The organism is Brevundimonas subvibrioides ATCC 15264 (assembly GCF_000144605.1).
Taxonomy (GTDB): domain Bacteria; phylum Pseudomonadota; class Alphaproteobacteria; order Caulobacterales; family Caulobacteraceae; genus Brevundimonas; species Brevundimonas subvibrioides.
In genome coordinates, this window is sequence record NC_014375.1 from 2,471,303 (window position 1) to 2,495,890 (window position 24,588).

25 protein-coding genes and 4 tRNA genes are annotated in these 24,588 nt (G+C 68.5%); 19 read left to right on the forward strand and 10 right to left on the reverse strand.

Features of this window, described 5'->3' with window-relative positions; translation table 11 throughout:
* Positions 1–22 precede the first annotated feature (22 nt).
* Entirely contained in the window at positions 23–2,251 is a 2,229-nt protein-coding gene (locus BRESU_RS12220) for a S9 family peptidase (RefSeq protein ID WP_013269868.1), read from the reverse strand.
* A gap of 271 nt (positions 2,252–2,522) precedes the next feature.
* On the opposite strand from BRESU_RS12220, the gene BRESU_RS12225 reads away from it, so the two are divergent.
* On the forward strand, positions 2,523–3,338 hold the full coding sequence (locus BRESU_RS12225) for a ferredoxin--NADP reductase (RefSeq protein ID WP_013269869.1): 816 nt from the start codon (positions 2,523–2,525) through the stop codon (positions 3,336–3,338).
* On the forward strand, positions 3,310–3,675 hold the full coding sequence (locus tag BRESU_RS12230; RefSeq protein ID WP_050762505.1) for a chorismate mutase: 366 nt from the start codon (positions 3,310–3,312) through the stop codon (positions 3,673–3,675). Before BRESU_RS12225 ends, BRESU_RS12230 begins: the two co-directional genes overlap by 29 nt.
* A gap of 223 nt (positions 3,676–3,898) precedes the next feature.
* Here BRESU_RS12230 and BRESU_RS12235 read toward each other — a convergent pair whose 3' ends face one another.
* Positions 3,899–4,252, reverse strand: a complete 354-nt coding sequence (locus BRESU_RS12235) for an Hpt domain-containing protein (RefSeq protein WP_013269871.1) — start codon at positions 4,250–4,252, stop codon at positions 3,899–3,901.
* Positions 4,252–5,703, reverse strand: coding sequence for an amino acid permease (locus BRESU_RS12240; protein ID WP_013269872.1), 1,452 nt, complete (start codon positions 5,701–5,703; stop codon positions 4,252–4,254). The genes BRESU_RS12235 and BRESU_RS12240 overlap by 1 nt, the downstream gene beginning before the upstream one ends.
* 193 nt (positions 5,704–5,896) lie before the next feature.
* Here BRESU_RS12240 and BRESU_RS12245 point away from each other — a divergent pair.
* Positions 5,897–5,972: transfer RNA gene (locus BRESU_RS12245), tRNA-Lys, on the forward strand.
* A 96-nt stretch (positions 5,973–6,068) separates the two neighbouring features.
* Here the strand turns inward: BRESU_RS12245 and BRESU_RS12250 are convergent.
* Positions 6,069–6,160, reverse strand: a tRNA-Ser gene (locus BRESU_RS12250).
* A gap of 102 nt (positions 6,161–6,262) precedes the next feature.
* On the opposite strand from BRESU_RS12250, the gene BRESU_RS12255 reads away from it, so the two are divergent.
* From BRESU_RS12255 to BRESU_RS12270, 4 genes are read left to right on the forward strand one after another with little or no spacing between them, the layout of a single operon-like run.
* Positions 6,263–7,816, forward strand: coding sequence for an exopolysaccharide biosynthesis polyprenyl glycosylphosphotransferase (locus tag BRESU_RS12255; protein ID WP_013269873.1), 1,554 nt, complete (start codon positions 6,263–6,265; stop codon positions 7,814–7,816).
* Between the two features lie 13 nt (positions 7,817–7,829).
* On the forward strand, positions 7,830–9,278 hold the full coding sequence (locus BRESU_RS12260) for a lipopolysaccharide biosynthesis protein (RefSeq protein WP_013269874.1): 1,449 nt from the start codon (positions 7,830–7,832) through the stop codon (positions 9,276–9,278).
* Positions 9,275–10,225 carry a glycosyltransferase family 2 protein gene (locus BRESU_RS12265; protein ID WP_013269875.1) on the forward strand — a complete coding sequence of 317 codons (951 nt, stop codon included), beginning with the start codon at positions 9,275–9,277 and terminating at the stop codon, positions 10,223–10,225. Before BRESU_RS12260 ends, BRESU_RS12265 begins: the two co-directional genes overlap by 4 nt.
* Positions 10,225–11,172, forward strand: coding sequence for a glycosyltransferase family 2 protein (locus BRESU_RS12270; protein ID WP_013269876.1), 948 nt, complete (start codon positions 10,225–10,227; stop codon positions 11,170–11,172). The genes BRESU_RS12265 and BRESU_RS12270 overlap by 1 nt, the downstream gene beginning before the upstream one ends.
* Here BRESU_RS12270 and BRESU_RS12275 read toward each other — a convergent pair.
* Positions 11,156–11,962, reverse strand: coding sequence for a trypsin-like serine peptidase (locus BRESU_RS12275; RefSeq protein ID WP_013269877.1), 807 nt, complete (start codon positions 11,960–11,962; stop codon positions 11,156–11,158). The genes BRESU_RS12270 and BRESU_RS12275 overlap by 17 nt on opposite strands.
* 84 nt (positions 11,963–12,046) lie before the next feature.
* Between BRESU_RS12275 and BRESU_RS12280 the strand changes: the two genes are divergently transcribed.
* From BRESU_RS12280 to BRESU_RS12295, 4 genes are all read left to right on the forward strand, one after another.
* Positions 12,047–14,221, forward strand: coding sequence for a S9 family peptidase (locus BRESU_RS12280; protein ID WP_041761597.1), 2,175 nt, complete (start codon positions 12,047–12,049; stop codon positions 14,219–14,221).
* Entirely contained in the window at positions 14,218–14,766 is a 549-nt protein-coding gene (locus BRESU_RS12285; RefSeq protein ID WP_013269879.1) for a GNAT family N-acetyltransferase, read from the forward strand. Before BRESU_RS12280 ends, BRESU_RS12285 begins: the two co-directional genes overlap by 4 nt.
* Positions 14,767–14,820: 54 nt before the next feature.
* On the forward strand, positions 14,821–15,123 hold the full coding sequence (locus BRESU_RS12290; RefSeq protein WP_169308024.1) for a hypothetical protein: 303 nt from the start codon (positions 14,821–14,823) through the stop codon (positions 15,121–15,123).
* A gap of 320 nt (positions 15,124–15,443) precedes the next feature.
* Positions 15,444–16,640, forward strand: a complete 1,197-nt coding sequence (locus tag BRESU_RS12295; RefSeq protein WP_218915385.1) for a hypothetical protein — start codon at positions 15,444–15,446, stop codon at positions 16,638–16,640.
* A gap of 2 nt (positions 16,641–16,642) precedes the next feature.
* Here the strand turns inward: BRESU_RS12295 and BRESU_RS12300 are convergent, their stop codons facing one another.
* Positions 16,643–17,071 (reverse strand): response regulator, encoded by a 429-nt coding sequence (locus BRESU_RS12300; protein ID WP_013269882.1) that lies wholly within the window; start codon positions 17,069–17,071, stop codon positions 16,643–16,645.
* Positions 17,072–17,228: 157 nt separating this feature from the next.
* On the opposite strand from BRESU_RS12300, the gene BRESU_RS12305 reads away from it, so the two are divergent.
* Positions 17,229–17,831, forward strand: coding sequence for a sensor histidine kinase (locus BRESU_RS12305; protein ID WP_013269883.1), 603 nt, complete (start codon positions 17,229–17,231; stop codon positions 17,829–17,831).
* A gap of 43 nt (positions 17,832–17,874) precedes the next feature.
* Here BRESU_RS12305 and BRESU_RS12310 read toward each other — a convergent pair.
* Positions 17,875–17,948 (reverse strand) — tRNA-Gln (locus tag BRESU_RS12310).
* A 157-nt stretch (positions 17,949–18,105) separates the two neighbouring features.
* On the opposite strand from BRESU_RS12310, the gene BRESU_RS12315 reads away from it, so the two are divergent.
* Positions 18,106–18,182: transfer RNA gene (locus tag BRESU_RS12315), tRNA-Pro, on the forward strand.
* A gap of 69 nt (positions 18,183–18,251) precedes the next feature.
* On the opposite strand, the gene ilvC is transcribed toward BRESU_RS12315, so the two are convergent.
* Entirely contained in the window at positions 18,252–19,268 is a 1,017-nt protein-coding gene (gene ilvC, locus BRESU_RS12320) for a ketol-acid reductoisomerase (protein ID WP_083777554.1), read from the reverse strand.
* Between ilvC and BRESU_RS12325 the strand changes: the two genes are divergently transcribed.
* The 6 genes from BRESU_RS12325 to BRESU_RS12350 all read left to right on the forward strand — a co-directional run bounded on the left by BRESU_RS12325 (position 19,267) and on the right by BRESU_RS12350 (position 22,533).
* Entirely contained in the window at positions 19,267–19,812 is a 546-nt protein-coding gene (locus BRESU_RS12325) for a DUF924 family protein (protein ID WP_013269885.1), read from the forward strand. The two genes, ilvC and BRESU_RS12325, sit on opposite strands and share 2 nt — an antisense overlap.
* Positions 19,813–20,072: 260 nt before the next feature.
* Positions 20,073–20,939 (forward strand): thymidylate synthase, encoded by an 867-nt coding sequence (locus BRESU_RS12330; protein WP_013269886.1) that lies wholly within the window; start codon positions 20,073–20,075, stop codon positions 20,937–20,939.
* Positions 20,939–21,241, forward strand: a complete 303-nt coding sequence (locus tag BRESU_RS12335; protein ID WP_013269887.1) for a pyrophosphohydrolase domain-containing protein — start codon at positions 20,939–20,941, stop codon at positions 21,239–21,241. Before BRESU_RS12330 ends, BRESU_RS12335 begins: the two co-directional genes overlap by 1 nt.
* Positions 21,241–21,768, forward strand: a complete 528-nt coding sequence (locus BRESU_RS12340; RefSeq protein ID WP_013269888.1) for a dihydrofolate reductase — start codon at positions 21,241–21,243, stop codon at positions 21,766–21,768. The genes BRESU_RS12335 and BRESU_RS12340 overlap by 1 nt, the downstream gene beginning before the upstream one ends.
* A gap of 16 nt (positions 21,769–21,784) precedes the next feature.
* Positions 21,785–22,105, forward strand: a complete 321-nt coding sequence (locus tag BRESU_RS12345) for a YbjQ family protein (protein ID WP_013269889.1) — start codon at positions 21,785–21,787, stop codon at positions 22,103–22,105.
* A 53-nt stretch (positions 22,106–22,158) separates the two neighbouring features.
* Positions 22,159–22,533, forward strand: a complete 375-nt coding sequence (locus BRESU_RS12350; RefSeq protein ID WP_013269890.1) for a four helix bundle protein — start codon at positions 22,159–22,161, stop codon at positions 22,531–22,533.
* 29 nt (positions 22,534–22,562) lie between these two features.
* On the opposite strand, the gene BRESU_RS12355 is transcribed toward BRESU_RS12350, so the two are convergent.
* Entirely contained in the window at positions 22,563–23,312 is a 750-nt protein-coding gene (locus BRESU_RS12355; RefSeq protein ID WP_013269891.1) for a sterol desaturase family protein, read from the reverse strand.
* 175 nt (positions 23,313–23,487) lie between these two features.
* Positions 23,488–24,585, reverse strand: coding sequence for an NADH:flavin oxidoreductase (locus BRESU_RS12360; RefSeq protein ID WP_013269892.1), 1,098 nt, complete (start codon positions 24,583–24,585; stop codon positions 23,488–23,490).
* Positions 24,586–24,588: the final 3 nt, after the last annotated feature.

Genomic DNA, 24,588 nt, shown 5'->3' on the forward strand with positions numbered 1-24,588 from the left:
CCGGGATGCACGGGGGAAAGGACTAGCGGGCCGACCGCGACCCGATCGTCCGGTCGAAGAAGTCCAGATACGTCCGCCACTGCTGCAGCTGGCGCTCATTGCCCCGCACCCCGTGGCGCTGGCCCGGATACAGCATCAGCTCGAACGGAATGGACTTGGCCTGAAGCGCGTCGATGACCCGGGTCGAGTTCTCCAGGATCACATTGTCATCCGCCATCCCGTGCATCAGCAGCATCCGGCCGGTCAGGTTGTCCAGGCGCGGGATGGCGTCCGAGGCGGCATAGCCTTCGGCATTGGCTTCCGGCGTCGACATGAACCGCTCGGTGTAGTGGGTGTCGTACAGGCTCCACTCGGTCGGCGGGGCTCCGACGGCCGCGGCCGCCAGTCCCATGTCCGGCTCGGTCAGGGCCATCAGGCTCATGAACCCGCCATAGGACCAGCCCATCATCCCGATCCGCGCGTCGTCCACATAGGGCAACGTTCTCAGATAGTTGGCCGCCAGGACCTGATCCTCGATCTCCGGCTGCCCCATCTTCAGATGCAGCGCCTGCTTGAATCGGGCCGAGCGATAGCCCTCGCCCCGGTTGTCGAGGCGGAAGACGATATAGCCGGCTTCGGTCAACAGTTGATTGGTCGCCGACTGCCAGCCCGCGCGCACGCCGCCCGCCGACGGCCCGCCGTACACCTGCATGATGACCGGATAGGTCTTGGTGGGATCGAAGCCATAGGGCTTGGTCATCATCCACTGCAGGGTCTCGCCGTGGCTCTCCAGCGTCCCGAACTCCGGGTCCATCCGCCGCTCGCGGTAGGGCCAGAAGGGATGGGTCTCGTCGAGTTTGTTCTCCTCGATCCAGCGCACGAACGTCCCGTCGGCGCGGTACAGCGCGGTCTGCGGCGGCGTGTCGACGTCGGAATAGGTGGTCACATAGGCCGTGGCCGTGTCGTTCAGGTTGAACGATCCGCTCGTTTCGGTCACCGCGACCGGCGCGCCGCCCGTCAGGGCCACGGTGAACAGCCGCCGCTCCAGCGGGGCCTCGGCGCCGTCACGCATCGAGGCGGAGAAGAAGACCTGACCGGTGTCCTCGTTGACGCCGTCCAGCGTCTGGACCGGCCAGTCGCCCTCGGTCAGGGCCCGCACCTTCTGGCCTGCCGCATTGTACAGATACAGGTGCCGCCAGCCGGTGCTCTCGTCCGACCAGATGAAGCCCCCGTCCTTCAGGGGCTTGAAGTCGTCGGTCAGCTCGACCCAGGCCCGCGACGTCTGGCTGGCGATCACGCGCGACGCCCCGGTCGTCGGATCGACGCTCAGCAGGTCCAGACGCTTCTGGTCCCGGCTCTGGCGCTGGACGTAAAGCGTGCGACCGTCCTGCGACCAGTTCACGCGCGCCAGATAGATGTCGGTGTTGTCGCCCAGATCGACCTTGACCCGCCGGGCCGCCGTCACGTCCTGAACATACAGTTCCACCACCGCATTGGGCCGGCCGGCGCGGGGATAGCGCTGCTCGACCACGCTGGCCCCGCCGCCGGTGATGTCCAGCCGGGGCACGATGTCCACGGTCGACTCATCGGTCCGCTGCACGGCGATGAAACGCTCGTCCGGGCTCCACCAGTATCCGGTGTCGCGATCCATCTCCTCCTGGGCGATGAACTCGGCGGTGGCCCAGGTGATCAGGCCCTCGCCTTCCGTCGTCAGGGGCGTCTCGTCCCCCGTCGCCAGATTGACGACGAACAGGTCCTGGTCGCGCACGAAGGAGACATAGTTGCCTCGGGGGCTGACCTTGGCGTCGATCTCGTCGGCCGAAGTCTCGGTCAGCCGGCGGATCTGGCCCCCTTCCCGGCTGGCCAGGAAGATGTCGCCTTCCAGCGGCGCGAGGATGTAGCGACCCTGCTCGTCCCACGAATATTCGACCACGCCGCGTTGGCTGATCCGCATCCGCTCGCGCCGGGCCTTCTCGGCCTCCGACAGCTCGCCCGCGTCGGGCACCAGCGCCCGCGCGTCGATCAGCTTGAACGGCTCGCCCGCCCCCGTCGGCGCGGCCCACAGGTCCAGCACCGAGACGTCGTCCGGCCGCGCCCTGAGGAAGGCGACCAGTTCCCCGTCGGGCGACAGGCTGACGCCCTGGGCCACCGGGCCGTTCAGGCCGGGGTTGGAGAACACCCGCTCCGGCGTCAGCACGGCAGGATCCGGCGTTTGAGCGAGCGCCGATCCGGCGATCAGGGCGAGGGCGGAGACAAGAAGGACTGTGCGCATGGGCGCGGACGCTAGAGAATGATTTTGCCGCCGTCACTCCCCCTTCCCTCTCCCAGAGGGAGAGGGCTTGAGGCCCGCAGAGCGCAGCGATGCGCCTTGGCCGAAAGGGTGAGGGGTTATGCTCTCACCGGTTCGCACCGTACCCCCTCACCCTTTCGCGCAAAGTCCGATCGCCTGACGGCTCCCGGGCGCTCAAGCCCTCTCCCTCTGGGAGAGGGAAGATGTCGCGCCGTCTTTCCCGATCCGCCCCATCCGCTTAATACAAACCCCGATGACCGACACCGCCCTCGCCCCGCCGCCGCCGAAGCCCTCGGCCTTCCATGAGCTGGAGGTGCTGTCCGTCCAGCGCTGGACCGACGGCCTGTTCAGCTTCCGCATCGCCCGCCCCGACGACTTTCGCTTCCGTTCCGGCGAGTTCGTGATGATCGGCCTGCCGGGCGAGGACGGCGGCAAGCCGATCCTGCGCGCCTATTCCATCGCCAGTCCCTGCTGGGACGAGGAGCTGGAGTTCCTGTCCATCGCCGTCCCGGACGGCCCCCTGACCTCGCGGCTGGTGAAGATCCAGCCCGGCGACACCGTTCTGATGGGCAAGAAGCCGACCGGCACCTTGGTGCTCGACGCCCTGACCGGCGGCCAGACGCTGTGGCTGATCGGCACGGGCACGGGCCTCGCGCCCTGGCTCAGCGTCGCGCGGGATCCCGACACATACGCCCGCTTCGGCCGCGTCATCGTCTGCCATACGGTCCGCAACGTCGCCGACCTGGCCTACCGCGACTTCTTCACCTCCGGCATCCATGAGGATCCCCTGATCGGCGAAGAGGCGGCCGCGCAGCTGACCTATTATCCCACCGTGACCCGCGAGGCCTTCGATACGCCCGGCCGGATCACGGACCGCATCAAGTCCGGCGCGATCTTCGCCGATCTGGGCCTGCCCGCCGGGTTCTCGCCGGATCGCGACCGCGTGATGCTGTGCGGCTCCATGGCCATGATCAAGGAAACCGCCGAACTGCTCGAAGGCTTCGGCCTGAAGGAGGGCTCGAACGCAGAGCCCGGCGACTATGTTCTGGAGCGCGCCTTTGTCGGCTGACGGGCTGCATCACCCTCAGATCGTCGCCGTCGATGCCCGCGTCGACCCGGCCGCCTGCCGGTCGATGGTCGAGGTCCGTCAGGGCGTCGACGCCCTGGACCGTGCCCTCGTCGCCCTGCTGGCCGAGCGTCAGCGCTACATGGACGCCGCCGCCCGCATCAAGCCGGACCGCGGCGCCGTCCACGACGACGCGCGGATCGAGGACGTGGTCGCCAAGGTCCTCGCAAGCGCCGAGGCCCACCACCTGTCGCCCGCCATCGCCGAGCCCGTGTGGCGCACCCTGATCGACCGCAGCATCGCCCACGAGTTCAGCGTCTACGACCGCACGCGGAGCTGATCAGGAATTTATTCCTGACACACCCCTTGTCGTCGCGACCGGATGCCCCATGTCCCGCCATGGGTCTTTCACACGTTCAGACACCCGGCCGCCCCGCTGGCCTGAATTGCGCATAATCCGGCCGGGGTGCCACGCCGGCGCGGCTTAAGTGCTTGTTCTTCCACGGTCCGCGCCCGGCAATGGCACCCGTGGCACGGGTTTTTTCTGGCACCCCGGGGTGCCGTCAGCCCCTGAGCGATCGCATCATCAGCTCGTGCCGCCAGGCCGCGACATCGGCGAGCGCTTCATTCAGCGCGTCGCGAACGCGATCCAGTTTCGCCGGAGCAAGGTCCTTCTCCGCCGTTTCCGCCTCTGCGCAGGCCGCCGCCAGAGCCCCCGCGCCGATCCCGGCCGCCGCGCCCCGGATCGTGTGAACGGCGTCCTTCCAGCCCTCCTGACGGGCGTCCAGCATCGGCGACCACATCCCGGCCTGCTGGACGAACAGCCCCAGCACCTCCTCGGCCACCCCGTCGTCGCCGCCCGTCGTCCGGTCCAGCACCGAGAAGTCGACCGCCCCGGTCAGGTCGCGCCGCGACATCAGCCGGCCTGTTCGGGGTGCTTGGCCAGCCGCGCGTTCTTCGCCGACCACAGCAGATAGATCACCAGCCCGCCGATGTTCCAGTACAGGAAGTACAGTTGCGTCCGCGCCTGCAGGCTGAAGAAGAACACCAGACAGCCGACGACGGTGATCGCCCCGACCAGCCAGAACAGTGGGGCGCGGAACTTGCGCTCCCGGCCCGGGTCGCGCAGCCGCAGCACGATCAGGCAGACCCCGACCGCCGCGAACGCTGCCAGCGTCCCCGCATTGGCCAACGAGGCCAGTTCGTCCAGCCGCATGACCCCGGCCAGGGCCGCCACCACGATCGCCGTGAACACGGTCACCACTGCGGGCACGCCGCGGCTCGAGATCTTCGCCAGCGACGTGGGCAGCAGCCCGTCCCGCGCCATGCCCAGGAAGATCCGGCTCTGGCCGAACAGGAAGGCCAGCAGCACGGTCGGCAGGGCGATGACGGCCGAGGCCGCGATCCACTGCGCCGCCGTCCCCTGCCCCATCTCGCGCAGGATCAGCGCCAGGGGCTCGGGGCTCGCGGCGAAGCTGGCCACGGGCCGGGCCCCGATCGCGGCGGCCGCCACGACCAGATACAGGGCGGTGCAGATGACCATCGAGCCGACGATGCCGATGGCCAGGTCGCGCTCGGGCTTCTTGGTCTCCTCCGCCGCCGTCGAGATCGCGTCGAAACCGTAGAAGGCGAAGAAGATGATCGCCGCGGCCGCAATAACCCCGGTCTGGACCACCGGCTGACCCGTGATCGCCTCGGCGAACGGAAGCGAGGGCGAGCCGAAGCCATTGGGCATGAAGGGGGTGAAGTTGGCCGCGTCGAAGGCCGGAAGCGCGATGGCCACGAAGCCGATCAGGGCCGCGACCTTGATGACCACCAGCACGGCATTCAGCGTCGCGCTCTCGCGCGTGCCCAGCAGCAGCAGGCCGGTGACCAGGCCGATGATGGCCACCGCCGGCAGGTTGACCACGCCGCCCGCCACGTGGGGGCCGACCGTCAGGGCCGTCGGCAGATCGATGCCCAGCCCGGTCAGGAACCCGACGGCATAGCCCGACCAGCCCACCGCCACGGCGGAGACCACCAGGGAATACTCCAGGATCAGGCTCCACCCGACGACCCAGGCGATCACCTCGCCCAGCACCGCATAGGAATAGGCATAGGCGCTGCCCGCCTGCGGCATCATGGTCGACAGCTCGGCATAGGCCAGGGCCGCGCAGGCGCAGACCAGTCCCGCCAGGGCGAAGCTGATCATCACCGCCGGCCCCGCCAGCCCGGCCCCGACGCCGATCAGCGTCAGGATCCCGGTTCCGACGATCGCGCCGACGCCCAGCGCCAGCAGGTGCGGCCAGCTCAGCGTGGCCTTCAGCCGCGGGCCGTCCGAGGCCTGATGCAACGCATCGATCGACTTCCGCCGGTTCCAGAACGCCATGCCCGCTACTCCCCGTGCCCGTCCGGGCGAATCCATCGCGATGCTAGCGGCTCGCGACGGGATGCGGAACCGGCGGCGAAAGGCCTTGCATCTGCGAGCCGATCTCTCTATCTCGCCCGTTCGCCCGCGTCGTCCCAACACGATGCGAGCCTGTGGCAGACCGATTTCATCGTCCGCCACGACGAAATGGTACGGGTGATTAGCTCAGTTGGTAGAGCAGCTGACTCTTAATCAGCGGGTCGTAGGTTCGAACCCTACATCACCCACCATCGTCTCCAGGACCAACATTCCAGGCCCCGACGACCCGGCCCCTTGCCGGTTCGGGTCAGACGCTTGTTCTGTCGATGGCATTGGGGGGGGGGTTCTGGCGGAGACGGAGGGATTCGAACCCTCGGTACCCCTTACAGGGTACGACGATTTAGCAAACCGTTGCCTTCAGCCACTCGGCCACGTCTCCGGCAGGACGGCTCGATAGCGGAGGCCGGGCGAACGCGCAATCGGCGAAAACTCACCGACCCCTGTTAACGCGACATCCACGGCGCCTGTGCAGAATGGCCGCATGACCAATGCCCTGGATCTGGATCGCGCGAGAGGAGCGCATCGGCGGGATGCGTCGGGGTTGCAGACCCTGGCCGCGGACCCGATGACGGCCTCGACCGAAGGCGCGGCCCGTCGCGGCCCCTTTCGCCCCGGGGTCTGGCTGAACGCGCGCCAGAAAGGAGCCTCCCGCCTCGCGGTTCACTGGTTCCGCAGCGCCGATGTCGTCGTCGTCCTTTCCCTGACCGTGGCCATCGCCTGGGCCATCACACCGGGCGGTGTCCTCGCCATGCCGCTGTCGCGGGCCCTTCCGCTGGCGGCCGGCGCGTTCGTCATCCTGGGCCTGATGCGCTCGCTGGGGCTCTACCGCTTTGCGCGGGGCCAGCGGGTGCCGGTCCATCTGGCCGCCGTGTCCGCCGTGGCGTTGGGAGGCGGCCTCTGCGCCATCGCCCTGGAAGCGCTCCTGACGGGCACCAGTCCGGCGCTGACGGGCTACATCCTGTGGACCGCCCTGGTCACGATCGCGCTTTACGGCCTGCACCTCGGATGGAGCCAGGCGGTCGTCCGCTGGCGGGCGTCCGGCGCGCTCACCCCCAGCATCGTCCTGGTCGGGGCCACCCGACACGCGGAGCGGCTGATCCGCGACGCCCTGCAACGCCGCGACATCAATGTGCTGGGGGTCTTCGACGACCGGCTGGCGCGCTCGCCGGACAGCATCGAGGGCGTTCCCGTGCTGGGCGACGCCGAGGCGCTGATGACCCACCGGATGACTCCCTATGTGGACCGCATCGTCCTGGCCATCGACCCCAGGGCGGAGAAGCGGGTCCGGGAACTGACGTCACGGCTGTCGGCCCTGCCCAACGAGGTCACCCTGCTGGTGGACCCCATCGACGCGGGAGAACGCAACGCCGCGCTCGACCGGCTGGCCAGGGCTCCGCTGGCGTCGCTGGACGGTCCGATCGACGACGACCGTCGCGCCTTCAACAAGCGGATGCAGGATCTGATCATCGGTCTCCTGGCGCTCGTCGTGCTGTCGCCCGTCATGCTGCTGACGGCGCTCGCCATCCGGCTGGACAGCCCCGGCCCGATCTTTTTCCGGCAGCGCCGCCACGGCTTCAATCACGAGGAGATCGTGGTCTGGAAATTCCGCTCCATGCGGGCCGACGCCGCCGATGCGACCGCCAGCCGGCAGGTCACCACCGACGACGACCGCGTGACACGCGTCGGCCGCCTGATCCGGTCCACCAGCCTCGATGAACTGCCCCAGCTGCTGAACGTCCTGAAGGGCGAGATGTCGCTGGTCGGCCCCCGCCCCCACGCGATCGGCATGAAGACCGGAGCGGTCGAGAGCGCCCGCCTGGTCGCCGAATACGCCCATCGTCACCGCATGAAGCCCGGCATGACCGGCTGGGCCGCCATCAAGGGGTCGCGCGGGCCACTCCATTCCGCCGAGGACGTGCGCCGCCGGGTGCAGCTGGACGTCGAGTACATCGAGCGACAGTCGCTGTGGCTGGACCTCTGGATCATGGCCGTGACCGTGCCCGTCCTGCTGGGCGACCGCGCGGCCGTCCGTTGATCGGGGCCCGCTGATGTTCTGGCGCGGCGTCTGGGGCTATCTGCCCGCCAATATCGTCCAGGGCCTGGTCGGGTTCGGGGCGATCGTCGTCTTCACCCGGCTGCTGAGCCCGGAGGATTTCGGCCGTTACGCCATCGCCTTCTCCGTCATGACCCTGGTCCACGTCGGCACGTTCAGCTGGCTGGAAGCGTCGATGGCGCGGTTCTGGGCGGCCGAGCGGGACCAGGGTCTCGCCGACCATTTCACCACGCTCTACCGCACCATGGCGGTGATGACCGCAGCCGTCCTGCCGGTCGCAGCCCTGTTGCTGTGGCTGTCGCCGATCGGAGACGGTCTGAAGCTCGCCATCGGCGCGGGTCTGGTCGGCCTGCCGATCCGGTCTCTGGCCAAACTGGCGCAGGAGCGTTTCCGGGCGGCGGGCGAGGTCTCGAAATCGGCGGCCATGGACATCGGCGTGACCCTGGGCGGGTTTCTGATCGGGGCGACCTGCGCGCTGCTGGGTGTCGGCGCGGCCTCGCCCCTGATCGGCCTGGCCGTGGCCCCTCTGCTGGCCCTGCCCTTCGTCCTGCCGGGCGAGCTGAGGCAGGCGCGCGGCGGCGTCCACTACCGCGACCGGCTCTTCGGCTATGCCCGCTATGGCTATCCGATCGCGGCCGGGCTGGGCCTGTCGCTCATCATGGCCTCGACGGATCGCTTCCTGCTGGAGGTCTTCATGGGTCCGGCGGCGGTCGGGGCCTACCACGCGGGCTACAGCCTCTCCAGCCGCACACTCGACGTCCTGTTCATCTGGCTGGGCGCGGCGGGAACGCCCGCCCTCATCATGGCGTGGGAGCGGGGCAGCCGCGAGGCCTTCATGACCGCGGCCCGCGAACAGGCCTCGACCTTCATCCTGATCGGTCTGCCCGCAGCCGTCGGCGTGGCCCTGGTCGCCCGCCCCCTGGCGGATTTCATGATCGGCGAGGACCTGCGCAGCGTGGCCGCCTCGGTGACGCCATGGATCGCCCTGTCGGCCCTGCTGTCCGGCATGACCTCCTATTACCTCAGCCAGTCCTTCGTGCTCGGCCGGCGAACGGATCGGCTGCTGCTGACCCTGTGCATCCCGGCGGCCGCCAACGTCATCCTGAACCTGATTCTCGTGCCCCGCATGGGCGTGATGGGCGCGGCGCTGGCCACGACCACCAGCTTCGCTATCGGCGTGCTGGCCTCCATCGTGATGGGGCGCAGCATCATTGCCATGCCGATCCCGTGGACGACCTTGAGCCGATGCGCGCTGGCCTGCGGGGCCATGGCGGGCGTCGTCCTCCTGTTGCCGGCCTGGGGCGGTGTGCTGGAACTGGCCCTCAAGGCGACAGTCGGCGCGATCGTCTATGCCGCCGTCGTCATGACCCTGAACGCGGCGGGCGTGCGCGACCTGGCGACCCGCCTGATCATCGCGCGAACCGGCCGGAGCATGCCGATATGACCCGTCCCCCCTCGCCCGGATCTGTCCTGACCGACAACGCCCGCCGACAGGCGGCGCGACCCGCCGTCTCGGTGCTGATCCCCTTCCTTCGCGACGACCCGACCGAGCTGCTGGGCCTGCTGGACGAGGAGGCGGGCGCGCTGGACGGCGCGGTCGAGATCGTCCTGCTGGATGACGGCACCGGCGATGCCGAGCTGACCGCGCGGCTTCAGGCTGTGGTGCACGCCATGAGCCTGCCTGTCCGCCTGATCTCGCTGACAGTGAACGAAGGCCGCTCGCAGGGGCGCAACCGGCTGGCCGCCTCGGCGCGCGGCGGCAGCCTGCTGTTCCTCGACAGCGACATGCGGCCGGACCATCGCCGGTTCCTCTGGACCTGGGCCGATCTGGTGGCGCGGGAAGATCCGGCGGTGGCCTTTGGCGGCTTCTCCCTGCTCCAGGCCCCGACCGATGCCCGGTTCTCGGTCCACCGCGCCATGGCGACCCGCAGCGACTGCGTGCCCTATGGCGAACGCGCCCGCACGCCCGAGAAATACGTCTACACCTCCAACCTTCTGGTCCGCCGCGACGTGTTCGAGGCCGAAGCCTTCGATCCGGCCTTCACCGGCTGGGGCTGGGAGGATGTGGAATGGGCCATGCGCGTATCGCGCCGCTTCACCGTCGTCCACGTCGACAACCCGGCCACCCACATGGGCCTGGACACCGTGGAGGCCCTGGCCGGCAAGTACGAGCAGTCGGCCGGAAACTTCGCCCGCGTCGTCGCCCGCCATCCCGACATCGTCGGCACCTATCCCAGCTTCAAGGCCGCCAGACTGCTGAAACGGGTCCCGGCCCTGTCGCGGGTCCGCCCATGGATCAAGCAGGCCGCGGTCGCGGGCTGGATGCCAACGGGCGCGCGGGCCTTTTCGCTGCGCCTGTACCGCGCCGCCCTCTACGCCGAGGCTGTGTGATGCAGGACGTATCGGTGATCGTGCCGACCCTGCGACGCCCCGAAAGCCTGGAGCGGGCGTTGCGATCGCTGTTCGCGCAGACGGGGGTCGGCGACCATCTGGCCTCCATCGTCGTGGTCGACAACGATCCGGAGGGTACGGCGGCCGGGACCGTGTCGCGCCTGTCCCCTGCCAGCCCCTGCCCGCTGGTCTATCGGCACGAGCCACGTCCCGGCGTGGCCACGGCGCGCAACGCCGGGCTCGGCATGACCACGGCACCCCTGATCGCCTTTCTGGACGACGATGAGGCGGCCTCGCCCGGCTGGCTTTCGGCGCTTCTGGTCGCTCAGGCCACGACGGGCGCGGACGCCGTGTTCGGCCCGATTTCGGGGCGCGTGCCGGACGGCACCGGATGGGCGACCGCTCATCTGGAGCGCTTCTTCGGCCGCGAGGGCCCGACATCCACGGGGTTGATCAACCACAGCTACGGCTGCGGGAACTCCCTGCTGGTTCGGGCCACCGCCCTGCCCGGGATCGCCCCGTTCGACGCCCGCGCCGACCAGAGCGGGGGCGAGGACGACGCCCTGTTCGCTGCGCTTCGGGCGCGAGGCGGCCGCTTCGGCTGGGCCGCGGACGCCCTTGTCGAGGAGTTCGCACCCCCGCACCGGGCCACCATGCGATACGCCCTGTCCCGCGCCTTTGCCTATGGTCAGGGGCCCAGCCAGACGGCCGCCAAGGCCCGCGACTGGGCCGGTGTCGCCCGCTGGATGCTGATCGGCGCGGCGCAGGCCGGGGTCTGGGGCCTCGCGGCCATCGCCCTGACGGTCATCGCCCATCCCGCCCGACCCACGATGATGGACCGGACCGCGCGGGGCCTCGGGAAGGTGTTCTGGACCCGGGGGTTCGAACCGCAGTTCTACGGCTCCCGCGAACTGGCACGGCTGAACGGACTTACGGCGCGGGCGTAGTTTCGGCGTCCAGCAGGGCGATGGTCTCGCGGATGAAGACCGCGTGGGTGACCACCCCGATCTCAAGCGCGTCGTCGCCGACCCGCACCTCCTGGCTCAGCAGGCCGGCGATGAAGGCGGTCTCGGGCTCCGTCGTGCCGGGCCGTTTGCGCGCGCTGGGTGTCCAGAACACCGGCCCGCCCGAGTTGCCGGGAAAGACGGTGAAATCCAGCAGGAAAGTGGGAAAGGCGCTGACCGGCGACAGGGGATACGACGCGATCCGCCCCACCCTCAGGATCGGAAATCCCGCCCGGTTCGACGACAGGCCGCGCGGGAAGCCCAGCGACAGCAGTTCGTCGCCCGGCCCGACCTGCCAGGCATCGAAGGCATTCTCGTCCGCCAGCCAGCCGAGGGGAATGGCCGCGCGTGTAAAGGTTTCCGGGGCCGTAATCTCCATGACCGCGACGTCCTTGTCGCCATGCCGGGTCCAGAGGGGTCGGCCGGCGTCGTCGCGGATGATCAGAGGCTCCGGATCGAATCGCCAGGCCCCGTCCGGCAGGGCGACCCGCCAGCCGATCCGCGCCTCCGGATCCGGCATCGTCTCCAGCACGTGGGCGGCGGTGACCAGCACGATGCGGGGCGTGCCGTCGGGGCGCGGCGCCTGGATCAGGAACCCGGTGCCCACGGTACGGGTCGCCGGGCCGGACGGCTGATCCAGCTGCACCGTCGCGTCGATAAGGCCCACGGTCAGATCCCAGGCGGGGGCGGTCGCCGGCGGGGGCGCGTCCTGAACGGGTGGGGTCTGGATCATTCGGCGAGGTCTCCGGCTCGCGGCATTTGACGCGGGCGCTTCCCGTCGCACAAGCTGGTCTCCTGTCCTAAAGGGAAGCCCCGCATGAACCGTCGCCAGTTCGTCGCTACCACCGCAGCCTCCGCGCTGACGGCCGCCGCCTCCCCTGTTCTCGCCCGCCCGTCCGGAGTTTCGATGACCCTGCCCACGCCCCCCGTCGCCAAGAAGATCCCGGTGACCATCGAACAGCTGGGCCGGACCCGGACAGACGACTATCACTGGATGAAGGACGACAACTGGCAGGCGGTTCTGCGCGATCCGACGCTGATCAAGGCCGACGTCAGGGACCACCTGATCGCCGAGAACGCCTACCGCGAGGCCATGCTGGCCTCGACCCTGCCGCTGCAGACGCAGATGTTCGAGGAGATGAAGGGCCGCATCAAGGAGGACGATTCGTCGGTCCCTTCCCCCGACGGTCCGTGGGAGTACTACAGCCGGTTCGAGACGGGCATGCAGCATCCGCTGTTCTGTCGCCGTCCGCGCGGCGGGGGAGCCGAAACGATCCTGCTGGACGCCAACGCCCTGGCCGAGGGCAAAGCCTATTCGGAAGTGGCTTCCGTCGAGCACAGTCCCGACCACACCCTGTTTGCCTACGCCGAGGATGCGCAGGGCTCCGAGGTGCATCAGATCTACACCCGCGATCTGAACACCGGCGAACTGCTGCCCGACCCGATCCAGTCGTCGAACGGCAACTTCACGTTCAGCCCCTGCAGTTGCTACATCTTCTGGACCAACCGCGACGACAACGGACGCCCCGACAAGATCTATCGCCGTCCCGCGCGCGGCGGGGAGACCGTCCTGGTCTATGACGAGGCCGACGAAGGCATGTTCCTCGGCGTAGGACGCTCGTCGGACGACGCCTTCGTCGTCATCAGCGTCCAGAACCAGGAGACGTCCGAGGCCTGGGCGATCCCGAACGGTGCCCCGACCGCCATGCCGACCGTCCTGGCACCTCGCCGGGTCGGTATCCGCTACGACGCCGATCACTGGCCGGACGGCTGGGTGTTCCGCACCAACGACAACGACGCCGTCGATTTCAAGCTGATGCAGGCCCCGACGGGACAGCCGGCGCGCATCGCCTGGCGCGAGCTGGTGCCGCATCGCCCGGGCCGGTTCATCGAGGGCTTCGACCTGACCTCGGCGCACCTGGCCTGGCAGGAGCGCGCCGAGGCGAACACCACGATCATCATCCGGGACAAGGCGGGCGATGAGCACGCGATCGCTGCGGACGAACCGGCCTATGCCCTGTCGCTGGCGGGGGCGTCGGAGTTCGATACGACCGTCACCCGCTACACCTACAACTCACCCTCGACCCCGACCTCGACCTACGACTACGACATGGGCAGCAAGGCCCGGACGCTGATGAAGGTGCAGGAAATCCCGTCCGGCCACGATCCGGCCGGCTATGTTGTCGAGCGGCTGAACGCGCCGGCCCCCGACGGGCAGCTGGTCCCCGTGACCGTGCTGCGCCGGAAGACCACGCCGGTCGACGGGTCCGCTCCCCTGCTGCTCTACGGCTATGGATCCTACGGGATTCCCATGGCTGCCAGCTTCTCGACCGGGCGTCTGTCGCTGGTGGATCGCGGCTGGATCTATGCCATCGCCCACATCCGGGGCGGGTCGGACAAGGGCTGGGGCTGGTTCCTGGACGCCCGGAAGATGACCAAGAAGAACACCTTCACCGACTTCATCGCCTCGGCCGAACACCTGATCGCCAACCGCTATGCCAGCGCCGGCAGGATCGTGGCCCAAGGCGGATCGGCCGGCGGCCTGCTGATGGGAGCGGTCAACAACATGCGTCCGGACCTGTGGGCCGGCGTGATCGGCCAGGTGCCGTTCGTGGACGTGATCAACACCATGTCCGACACCTCCCTGCCCCTGACCCCGCCGGAGTGGCCCGAGTGGGGCAATCCGATCGAGGACCCCGCGGCCTACGACTACATGATGAGCTACAGCCCCTACGATCAGGTCGAGGCCAAGCCCTATCCGGCGATCCTGGCGACCGGCGGGCTTTCCGATCCGCGCGTCACCTACTGGGAGCCCCAGAAATGGGTCGCCAAGCTGCGTCCGGCGACGACCTCGGGCAATCCGGTCCTGCTGAAGATCAACATGCAGGCCGGTCACGGCGGGGCGTCGGGCCGGTTCGACTATCTGAAGGAAGTCGCTCACGACTATGCCTTCGCCGTGTGGGCCGTGGACCGGGGCTGGGAGACCGCGTGATCCGGGCGGCCACCCCGGCTGACCTGCCCGCCATCGCGGCGCTGTATGGCCGCGAGGTCCTGACCGGCACCGCGACCTTCGAACTGGATCCGCCCTCGGCGGCGGACATGACAACGCGGTTCGAGGCCGTGCGGGCCAAGGGTCTGCCGTGGCTCGTCGCCGAGATCGACGGAGCCTTCGCCGGCTATGCCTACGCCTCGCCGTTCCGGCCTCGCCCCGCCTATCGCTATGGCGTCGAGGGGTCGATCTATGTCGAGGAGGCGGCGCGCGGTCATGGCGTCGGGCGCGCCCTGCTGACGGCGCTGGTCGAACGGGTCCGCGCGATGGGTCTGCGCCACGTAATCGGGGCCATCAGCGACAGCGCGACCAGCGAGGCGTCGATCGCCCTGCATGAGCGGCTGGGCTTCCGTCGGGTCGGCACTTACGCCCAGGTCGGCTGGAAGTTCGATCGGTGGATCGACGTGCACCTGATGCAGCTGGACCTCCTGCCCGATGGCCAGCCGCCCACCACGCCGGGTCTCGACCTGGGCGGTGGTCTTGCTTGAGGCGAGATGCCATCGGGCCTAGACAGGCTCATGGCGACGGTTCGGACCCTGTTTATGCTTCTGGGCGCCTTGGGCGTCCTGCTCCTCGGCGCGACCTCACCGGTCCTGGCCGACACCGGTCCCGCGCCCTGTCACGAGACGGCCGCCATGGCGGGCATGGATCACGGCACACCGTCCTCCGCACCCGAACGCCCGATGAAGAGCATGGCCTGCTGTGTCGCCTGCATCGCCGCGCCCCATGTGACTCCGCCCCTGCGGTCGGTGGTCACCCTGCCCCGCGCGCGTCCGGTGGCGCTCGACCGCGCATTGCCGAACGGCCTGCTCACAGCACCAGAGACCGGCCCGCCCAAGGCCTGATCCTTTCGAACAGATTCGTCGGCGACCCGCTCGCCACCCCGAACTCTCTTTGCAAGGAGCCCTTGATGGCTGCCCGATCTCTCGCCGCGCTCAGCGCCGGCGCTTCCCTGCTCGCCTTCGCCCTGCCTGTGTTCGCGCAGGATCATGCCGGGCACACCATGCCGATCCCGCAGCCCGCGGCCACTCCGGCACAGACGCCCGTCTCTGCCGCCCCCCACGCCGGGCATGCGATGCCTGCGGCACGAGCTCCACAGACAGCCCCGTCACCGTCTTCGCATCAGGGCCACGACATGTCGGCGATGCAAGGGATGGATCACGCCATGAGCGGCATGCCCCCCGGCGACCACCCCATGACCAGTGCCCTCGGTCCCTGGCCCATAGGCCGGGATGCCTCGGGGACCAGCTGGCAGCCGGACGTGTCGGAGCACGCAGGGATCCACACGACGCAGGGCGGCTGGTCGTTCATGACCCACGCCCTGCTGAACCTGACCTATGACGGCCAGAACGGACCGCGCGGGGACGATCAGACCTTCGTGTCTGGAATGGTCATGACGTCGGCGCGCCGCGACTTCGACGATGGATCGACCCTGAACCTGCGGGCCATGGTCAGCCCCGATCCTCTCATGGGCAAGCGCGGCTATCCCCTGCTGCTGGCCGCCGGGGAGACTGCGGACGGCGTCGAGACCCTGATTGACCGCCAGCATCCCCACGACCTGTTCATGGAGCTGTCAGCCAGCTACGCGCGCCGCCTTTCGGACACCGACAGCGTCTTCGCCTACGTCGGTCTGCCGGGCGAGCCCGCCTTCGGGCCACCCGCCTTCATGCACCGCATGAGCGCGATGGATTCGCCCGAAGCGCCCATCACCCATCACTGGCTGGATTCGACCCACATCGTCTTCGGCGTGGCGACCCTGGGCTGGGTGCACGATGCCTTCAAGCTGGAGGCCTCGACGTTCAAGGGCCGCGAGCCCGACCAGGATCGCTACGATATTGAACGGCCGGAGTTCGACAGCTGGTCGGTGCGCGCTTCCTGGAACCCGTCGGCCGAATGGTCGCTGCAGGCCTCCTATGCCGATGTGACGTCGCCCGAACAGCTGTCGCCTGGAGAGGACGACACGAAGTGGTCCGCCAGCGCCATCCACACCCGCCGGATCGGCGCTGAGGGCTGGTGGTCCACGACCCTGGCCTGGGGCGCAAAGTCCCACGGGGGTGACGACGCGACGAACGCGCTGGCGCTCGAGTCGGCCTTCAGCCCCAACGACCGATGGACGATGTTCGCGCGGGCCGAAAGGACGGAGACCGACGAGCTGCTGGAACTGCCGGGCGGGGCGCATGGACCGGTCTATACGGTCGGCAAGGTCTCGGTCGGGGCGATCCGAGACTGGCGCGTGGCAGAGCACGTCCGGTTTGGCGTGGGCGCGCTCTATGCCAGCAACTTCGTCCCGGACGGGCTCGAGCCTTCCTACGGCGGCGATCCGGACGGCGGGATGATCTTCATTCGGTTGAAGATCGACTGACGTCAGTGCGACGGGATGCCGGCAGGCGGCGTCTTGAGCCAGGGGGCGAGGCGGAACTTTCGGGGCGCCTCGCCCACGGTGCGGTCGGTGATGAACCGGCTGGCAAAAGCGACGACGGCGCGAATGGTCTGGTCGTCGAACGGCTTGCAGACCGCACCCAGGGCCCCGGCGAACCCCTCGGGGATCTGCTCGGGATTGGCGGTCAGGAAGATCACGGCCGTGCCGTATTCGCTGACGAGTCTCTGGGCGATCTGCGGTCCCGTCATGCCGTCCAGAAGGTTCACATCAACCAACGCCAGCATGGGCCGTTCGCGGTCCGCAATCTCGAACGCGCCTGCCCGGTCCATGGCACAGCCGACGACGTCGCACCCGGCGTCGCCAAGCACCAGCTCCAGTTCCATCGCGAGGATGGCCTGGTCTTCCACGATCATGACCCGAAGGTCAGAAGCCTGCTTCACCCAAACACCCCAAAGCCCCGGCCACCGAATTACGGTTACTATGTCGGTTACCGAACACTTCCAACGCGTCCTTGGCCAAAGGGTTCACCGCCTCTATGAAAAGCGTCAGTATTTCATGCCCGGAGGGCGAATGACCGCGAATGCGGAAGTCCGGATCGCGACGCTCGAGCGCCGCCTGACGGGAAGCTACACCCTGCTGCAGGCCCTGCTGGGTATACGCCTGCGCAGCGTTTCCGATCCCGAGAGCCGGCGGCATCTGACCTGGCTCAGCGACGTGGTCGCGGCCATGGGTCTGCTGAACCGTCGGATGACCGATGAAGGCCCGGTGGATTTCGCCGCCTATCTGAACGACGCCACGGCCTTCTGGCGACGGGTCGGCGAGGCGCGCGGGGTCCGTATCGACGTGCGCGCGGCCGAGGCCCTGCTGCCGGAAACCCATGCCCTGCCGCTGGCCATCATCGTGCACGAGGTGATGTCCAATGCCGTGCGTCATGCCTTCCCCGAGCGCGAGCGCGGGTCGATCGCCGTCGCCTACTCGCGGGCGTCGGACGGGGTCAGCCTGGTGATCCGGGACACGGGCGTGGGCACCGACGCGCTGACGCCGCGGGACGGACTGGCGCTCGTGCAGGGCCTGGTCGAACATCTGGGAGGCACGCTGGCGATCGAGACCGCAGCGGGGGCCGGGGTCGGCGTGCGCGTGCGGCTGCCGATCGCGGGAACCACCACCCACTGACCGCGGCCGGGTTACGGTCGCGTCGCGGCGGCGGCGGGGTCGGTGGCTGGGGAACTAGGACTCGAACCTAGAATGACGGTACCAAAAACCGGAGTGTTACCATTACACCATTCCCCAGCAGGACCGGTGCGCCCAAGGGCCTGGGCCCGAGGGAGGCGGTCGAATACGCCAAGGCGTCGGGGGATGCAACACCCGGTTTCCGGACTATTTTGCAGTCGGCATGAACGCCGCTTGCGGGCCCCGAACCCCGTCGCTATAAGCCCCGTCCTCAAGTCGGAGTGTGGCTCAGTCTGGTAGAGCACTGCGTTCGGGACGCAGGGGTCGCAGGTTCGAATCCTGCCACTCCGACCATCACATCGTTGCGGTGACGCTCACCCCTCGGGGGGCCGGGCCTCCAGCGCGAACTTTCTCTCTCTTTCCTCAATCGGTCGCTTTCGCCGCCACGGCCGCCAGTCGCGCGCCGACGGTCTCGATCGTGCGCTCGCCCAAGGCCTTGCGGCGCGCCAGGAGTTCGGGAGAGCCGGCGTCGTAGTCGGCCATCAGGCGTTTGACGAACGATCCGTCGCGGACCTCGCCCAGCACTGCGTCCATGGCGGTCCGGGAGGCGTCGCCGATCACGCGCGGTCCCGTCAGATAGGCCCCGTATTCTGCGGTGTTGGAGATCTTGGCAAAGGCCCCGGCGATGCCGCGCTCGTACATCAGGTCGGTGACCAGCTTGACCTCGTAGAAACATTCGAACCAGGCGACCTCGGGCGGATAGCCGGCATTGACCAGTTTCATGAAGGCCGCGTCGATCAGTTCGCCCACCCCGCCACACAGCACCACCTGCTCGCCGAACAGGTCGCTCTCGCACTCGGCGGCAAAGGTCGTTTCCAAAATGCCCTTGCGGCCGCAACCCAGAGCCGCCGCATAGGACAGGCCCAGGGCATGGGCGCCGCCGGTCGCGTCCTGGTGCACGCCGAACAGGCAGAAGACGCCCTCCCCGGCCTCGTACAGGTCCCGGATGCGCGGGCCGATGCCCTTGGGCGAATCAAGGATGACGTCGATGTCCGCGCGCGGCGTCACCAGACCGAACCGGACCGACAGGCCGTGGGCGAAGATCAGCGCCGCCCCGGCGCGGATATTGGGTTCGATCTCGTCGCGGTACAGGTCGCGATGCGCCTCGTCCGAGACCATCATGGCCACGACGTCGGCCCCGGCGGTCGCCTCGCCGGCCGTCAGGACAGGAAAGCCGTCGGCGATGGCCTTCGCCCGCGTCGCCGAGCCCGCCTTCAGCCCCACGACGATGTCGGCGACGCCCGAATCACGCAGGTTCAGGGCATGGGTCCGACCCTGGCTGCCGTAGCCGATCACGGCGACGCGTTTGCCGCGGATGATCGACAGGTCGCAATCGCGGTCATGGAAGACGGGCAAGGGAGCGGGTAGGGTCTGGGTCATGACGCCTCTCATAACGCCTTCGTCCGTCGTCGCCTTCTGGAAAGAGGCCGGAAAGGACAGGTGGTATGCCAAGGACGAGGCCTTCGACCGCGAATTCCGCGACGCGGGCCACGCCCTGCACTGGGCGGCGGCGCGCCGCGAGCTGGACGACTGGATCGAGACGGCCGAGGGCGCGCTGGCCCTCATGATCCTGCTGGACCAGTACCCCCGAAACAGCTTTCGCGGCACGGGGCACCAGTTCGCGACGGATGCCCTGGGCCTGATGTTCGCCCGCCGGGCCTTCGACCTCGGCCATCCCGCGACGTTCGCTCCGGACCTGCGCCAGTTCTTCATGACGCCGTTCGAGCATTCCGAGGACCTGGCCGACCACGACGCCCTGATCCCTCTGCTGGGTGAGGACATGCCGGAAACGGCGAGATACGCGAAGATCCACCGCGACATCATCGTCCGCTTCGGCCGCTTCCCGCACCGGAACCGGGCGCTGGGCCGCGAGACGACGGCGGAGGAGCAGGCGTTCCTGGATCAGGGCGGGTTCAGCGGCTGAACGGACGGCGAGCGACCGAAAAACACCGTCCGACCCGTCCGACCCGTCCGACCTGTTCGCCTTGCGGACCGGCTGAAGGCGCATCGATACGAGGGACATGACGTCATCCTGCAGCAACGCTACGTCAGTATCGGTCGCACCGTGGCGAGGGACGCAACAAGGCCCCGGGCGCAAGGCCATCCACAGTACAAGCCGACGGAGACACTCCGGGGCGCGGTTAGCGTCTTCACTTTCCGGCCTGATGACCGATGGTGTCATCCATGAACGCCGTCGCCCGAATCAGTGAGCTCGAAGCCCGGACCGGAGCGCAGGCCGCTGCGCCCGCCGACCATCCCGAGTTCCAGTATCTGAACCTGCTGCGGGACATCCTCGACAATGGCGTGCGACGCGACGACCGGACCGGCACGGGGACGCTGGGCGTGTTCGGCCGCCAGATGCGGTTCGACCTGTCGAAGGGCTTCCCCCTGCTGACGACCAAGAAGCTGCATCTGCGCTCCATCATCGTCGAGCTGCTGTGGTTCCTGCGCGGCGAGACCAACATCCGCTGGCTGAAGGACAACGGCTGTTCGATCTGGGACGAGTGGGCCGACGAGAGCGGCGAGCTGGGCCCCGTCTATGGCAAGCAGTGGCGGTCCTGGGCCGCGCCGAACGGCGAGAGCATCGACCAGATCGCCCGCCTGATCGAGGGGCTGAAGACCAACCCCAACAGCCGCCGTCACATCGTCAGCGCCTGGAACCCGGCCGATATCGAGGACATGGCCCTGCCGCCCTGCCACTGCCTGTTCCAGTTCTTCGTGGCGGATGGAAAGCTGAGCTGCCAGCTGTACCAGCGCTCGGCCGACGTCTTCCTGGGCGTGCCGTTCAACATCGCCAGCTATGCCCTGCTGACGATGATGGTGGCCGAGGTGGTGGGGCTGGAGCCCGGCGACTTCGTCCACACCTTCGGCGACGCCCACCTGTATTCGAACCATATCGAACAGGCGCAGCTGCAGCTGACCCGCCAGCCGCTGGCGCTGCCGACCATGACGATCGCGCCGAAGCGGGACCTGTTCGCGTTCGAGCCGGGCGACTTCGTGCTCTCGGGCTATGAGGCGCATCCGCACATCAAGGCGGCTGTCGCGATCTGATGGCGATGGACCTGACCGGCCTGCAGGCCGACGTGCTGCGCATCTCCGACATCTACGCCGCCGAACACGCGATCGACCGCGATCGCGACTGGGCCCTGCTGAAGCTGCAGGAGGAACTCGGCGAGCTGACGGCGGAGCATCTGCGGCTTTCCTCGCGCGCCCGTGGCGGCGCCGATCCGCAGGCCCAGGCCGACGAGGCGGCCGATGTGCTGGGCATGCTGCTGATCTACTGCCATGGACAGGGCATCGACCTTGAAGCCGCGATGCGCCGCAAATGGCTGCGCTGGCTGGAGCCCGCCTGATGCCCATCCCCCATATCGCCCTCGTCGTCGCCCGGGCCCGCAACGGCGTCATCGGTCGGGACGGCGACCTGCCGTGGAAGCTGCGCAGCGACCTGCAGCGGTTCAAACAGATCACCCTGGGCAAGCCCTGCATAATGGGGCGCTCGACGTGGGAGAGCCTGCCGCTGCGGCCCCTGCCTGGCCGGCTCAATCTCGTGCTGTCGCGCGACCTGTCCTACGAGGAGCGGGGCAAGGCCAAGGGGGCGGTCGTCTGCTCCAACTTGGCCGACGCCATCGACATGGCGCGCGAGACGGCCGAGGACGACGGGATCGACGAGATCTGCGTGATCGGCGGCACGGCCCTGTTCGAGGCCGCCCTGCCCCGCGCGAAGCGGCTGTACATCACCGAGGTCGAGGCCGAGCCGGAGGGCGACGCCCTGTTCCCGGCGTTCGACGAATCCCTCTTTGCCGAGACGCTGAACGAACGGCATGATGCCGGCGAGAAGGACGACCATCCGTTCGTCTTCCGCATCCTGGACCGCATCTGAACAAGGGCCCGCCGCCATGCTGACTGCCACCACCAACGACATCGCCGGACACCGGATCGTGCGCCACATCGGCGTCGTGCGCGGCATCACCGTCCGGTCGCGCAACGTCGTGTCCGACGCCATCGGCGGGCTGCAATCGATGATGGGCGGGCGCGTCGGGGCCTATGTGAAGCTGGCCGAGGCGGGCCGGCAGGAAGCCTTCGAACAGCTGGTCGAACACGCCCAGGCCGCCGGCGCCAACGCGATCCTGGCCCTGCGCTACGAGTCCAACGAGATCATGCCGGGCGTCACCGAGGTGCTGGCCTACGGGACGGCGGTGGTGGTGGAGGAAGGCTAGGGCTTAGGGCTTAGGGCTCAGGCAGTAGGCAGTAGGCAGTAGGAAACTGAGCTGTGCCAGCGGTCAGAAGCTATCGGGACCTCAAGGTGTGGCAGCACGCCATGGACCTGACGGTCGTCGTCTATGAGCTTACGCGGAGCTTCCCGAGGGACGAGCAGTATGGGCTGACCTCACAGGTCAGAAGGTCCGTGGTTTCGGTCGCCGCCAATATCGCAGAAGGATATGGCCGCTCCACCAAGCCCGCCTACCTGAACTTCCTGCGGATCGCACAGGGCTCACTGAAGGAAACCGAGACCCACCTGATCCTGGCATCGCGACTGTCGAATTGTGACGAGGCCGTCGTGACGGAGCTCCTCTCCCAGACCGACGAACGCGGACGCATGCTGAGGGGGCTGATCGTGAGCCTGGAAGCCCACACAAGCCACTGAGCCGAATCCTACTTCCTACTGCCTACTGCCTACTGCCTACTGCCTACTGCCTTCTCCTCCGGCATCGCATCCGTCCCGCACCAGCGGTCCCACAGTCGGAAATAGAGCCCGAAATTCGTCTTCATGTGGGTGTGGTGGCGGCTGTGGTGGGTGGCGGTGATGAGCTGCGACCCGACCCGGCCGCGCACCCAGCGCTCGGGCCACATCTCCCAGCCGCAGTGATTCATCACGGCCGTCGCCGTCATGAACGCCAGCATGACGGCCAGCATCCACAGGTTCAGCGGGATCAGGAAGGTCAGCAGCGGCAGCAGCCAGGCCGTCGCCACGGCCTCGGCCGGGTCGAAGGCGAAGCTGGCGAAGGGGCTGGGGTCGCGGGCGCGGTGATGGGCGGCGTGGGCCCATTTGAAGATCCGCCGGTCGTGCAGCAGCCGGTGGGTCCAGTAGTAGTGGGTGTCCTGCACCACCAGCAGCAGCATGAAGCTGACCGGCAGCCACCACAGCGGATACGCGCCCGGATCGACGTAGATCAGGGTCCCGCCGGCCTTCCAAGCCTCCAGCGCGATGGCGGCGGGGAAGGCATAGATCGGCGTCGACAGCAGCGAGAACTTGATCTCGTGCGCGATGAGTTTGCGCGACGGCCGCTCGCGGTTCAGGCGGCGGCCCACGCCCCGGGCCCGGCCCCAGGTCAGCCACCAGACCCCGCCCGCGATCAGCAGATAGCGCGCCCCGATGATCAGGGTCAGCCACAGGGTGGTGACGAGGACGGCGGTCGGGGTCATGGCGTCACCCTAACCAATCCTCCCCCTTTGGGGGAGGTGGCGCGACGCCGCTTTGCGTCGTGACGGAGGGGGCCAAACCCGAGCAACTCGTCCGCGGTTGGCCCCCTCCACCACTTCGTGGTCCCGTCGTCGGATCGCATGCGATCCTTCCTCCACCCCCCACGGGGGAGGAATATCAGTGCAGAACCGCCATATGGCCGCGCTCGAAGGCGGACAGTTCGTCCTGGCGGCCTTCCTTGACCTTCAGCACCCAGTGGGGATCGGACAGCAGGGCGCGACCGACGGCGATCAGGTCGAACTCCTCGCGCTCCATGCGCTGGATCAGGCCGTCCAGCGAGGCGGGCCTGGAGCCCTCGCCACCGAAGGCCGCGATGAATTCGCCGTCCAGGCCGACCGAACCGACGCTGATGGTCGGCTTGCCGGTGATCTTCTTGGCCCAGCCCGCGAAGTTCAGGTCCGAACCCTCGAACTCCGGCTCCCAGAACCGGCGCTGCGAGCAGTGGAAGACGTCGACGCCCGCATCGGAGAGCGGCATCAGCCATTCGGCCATCTCGTCGGGGTTCAGGGCGATCTTTGCCGTGTAATCCTGCTGCTTCCACTGCGACAGGCGGATGATCAGCGGGATGTCGGGGCCAAGCCCCTCGCGGACCGCCTTGACCACCTCGACGCCGAAACGGGCGCGTTCGGCGATCGACGGACCGCCCCATTTGTCGCCCCGGGCGTTCAGGCCGGACCAGTAGAACTGGTCGATCAGATAGCCGTGGGCGGAGTGGATCTCGGCCGCGTCGAAGCCCAGTTCGCGCGAGGCGCGGGCGGACCGGCCGAAGGCGGCGATGGTATCGGCGATGTCCTCCTCGGTCATCGGCTCGTATTTCTGCTTGCCGGGGGCGACGAGGCCGGACGGGCTGTCGACCTGGCCCAGCGGCTGCCAATCCGCTCCCTGGCCGCGGGCGGCCCCGACGTGCCAGATCTGCGGCGCGATCAGACCGCCGGCGGCGTGGACCTCGTCGACGACCTTCTTCCATTCCGGCAGGGCGTCGCCGTGGAAGACGGGCACGGCCGCGTCGTTGCGGGCGGCCGGGCGTTCCACGACCGTGCCCTCGGTGATGATCAGGCCGACCTCACCCTCGGCGCGGCGGCGGTAGTAGGCGGCGACGTCCGACGTCGGGATGCCGCCCGGAGAGAACGAGCGCGTCATCGGGGCCATGACGATGCGGTTGGGCAGGGTCAGGCCCTTGATCGTGAAAGGCCGGAACAGGGTGTCGACGCTCATCGG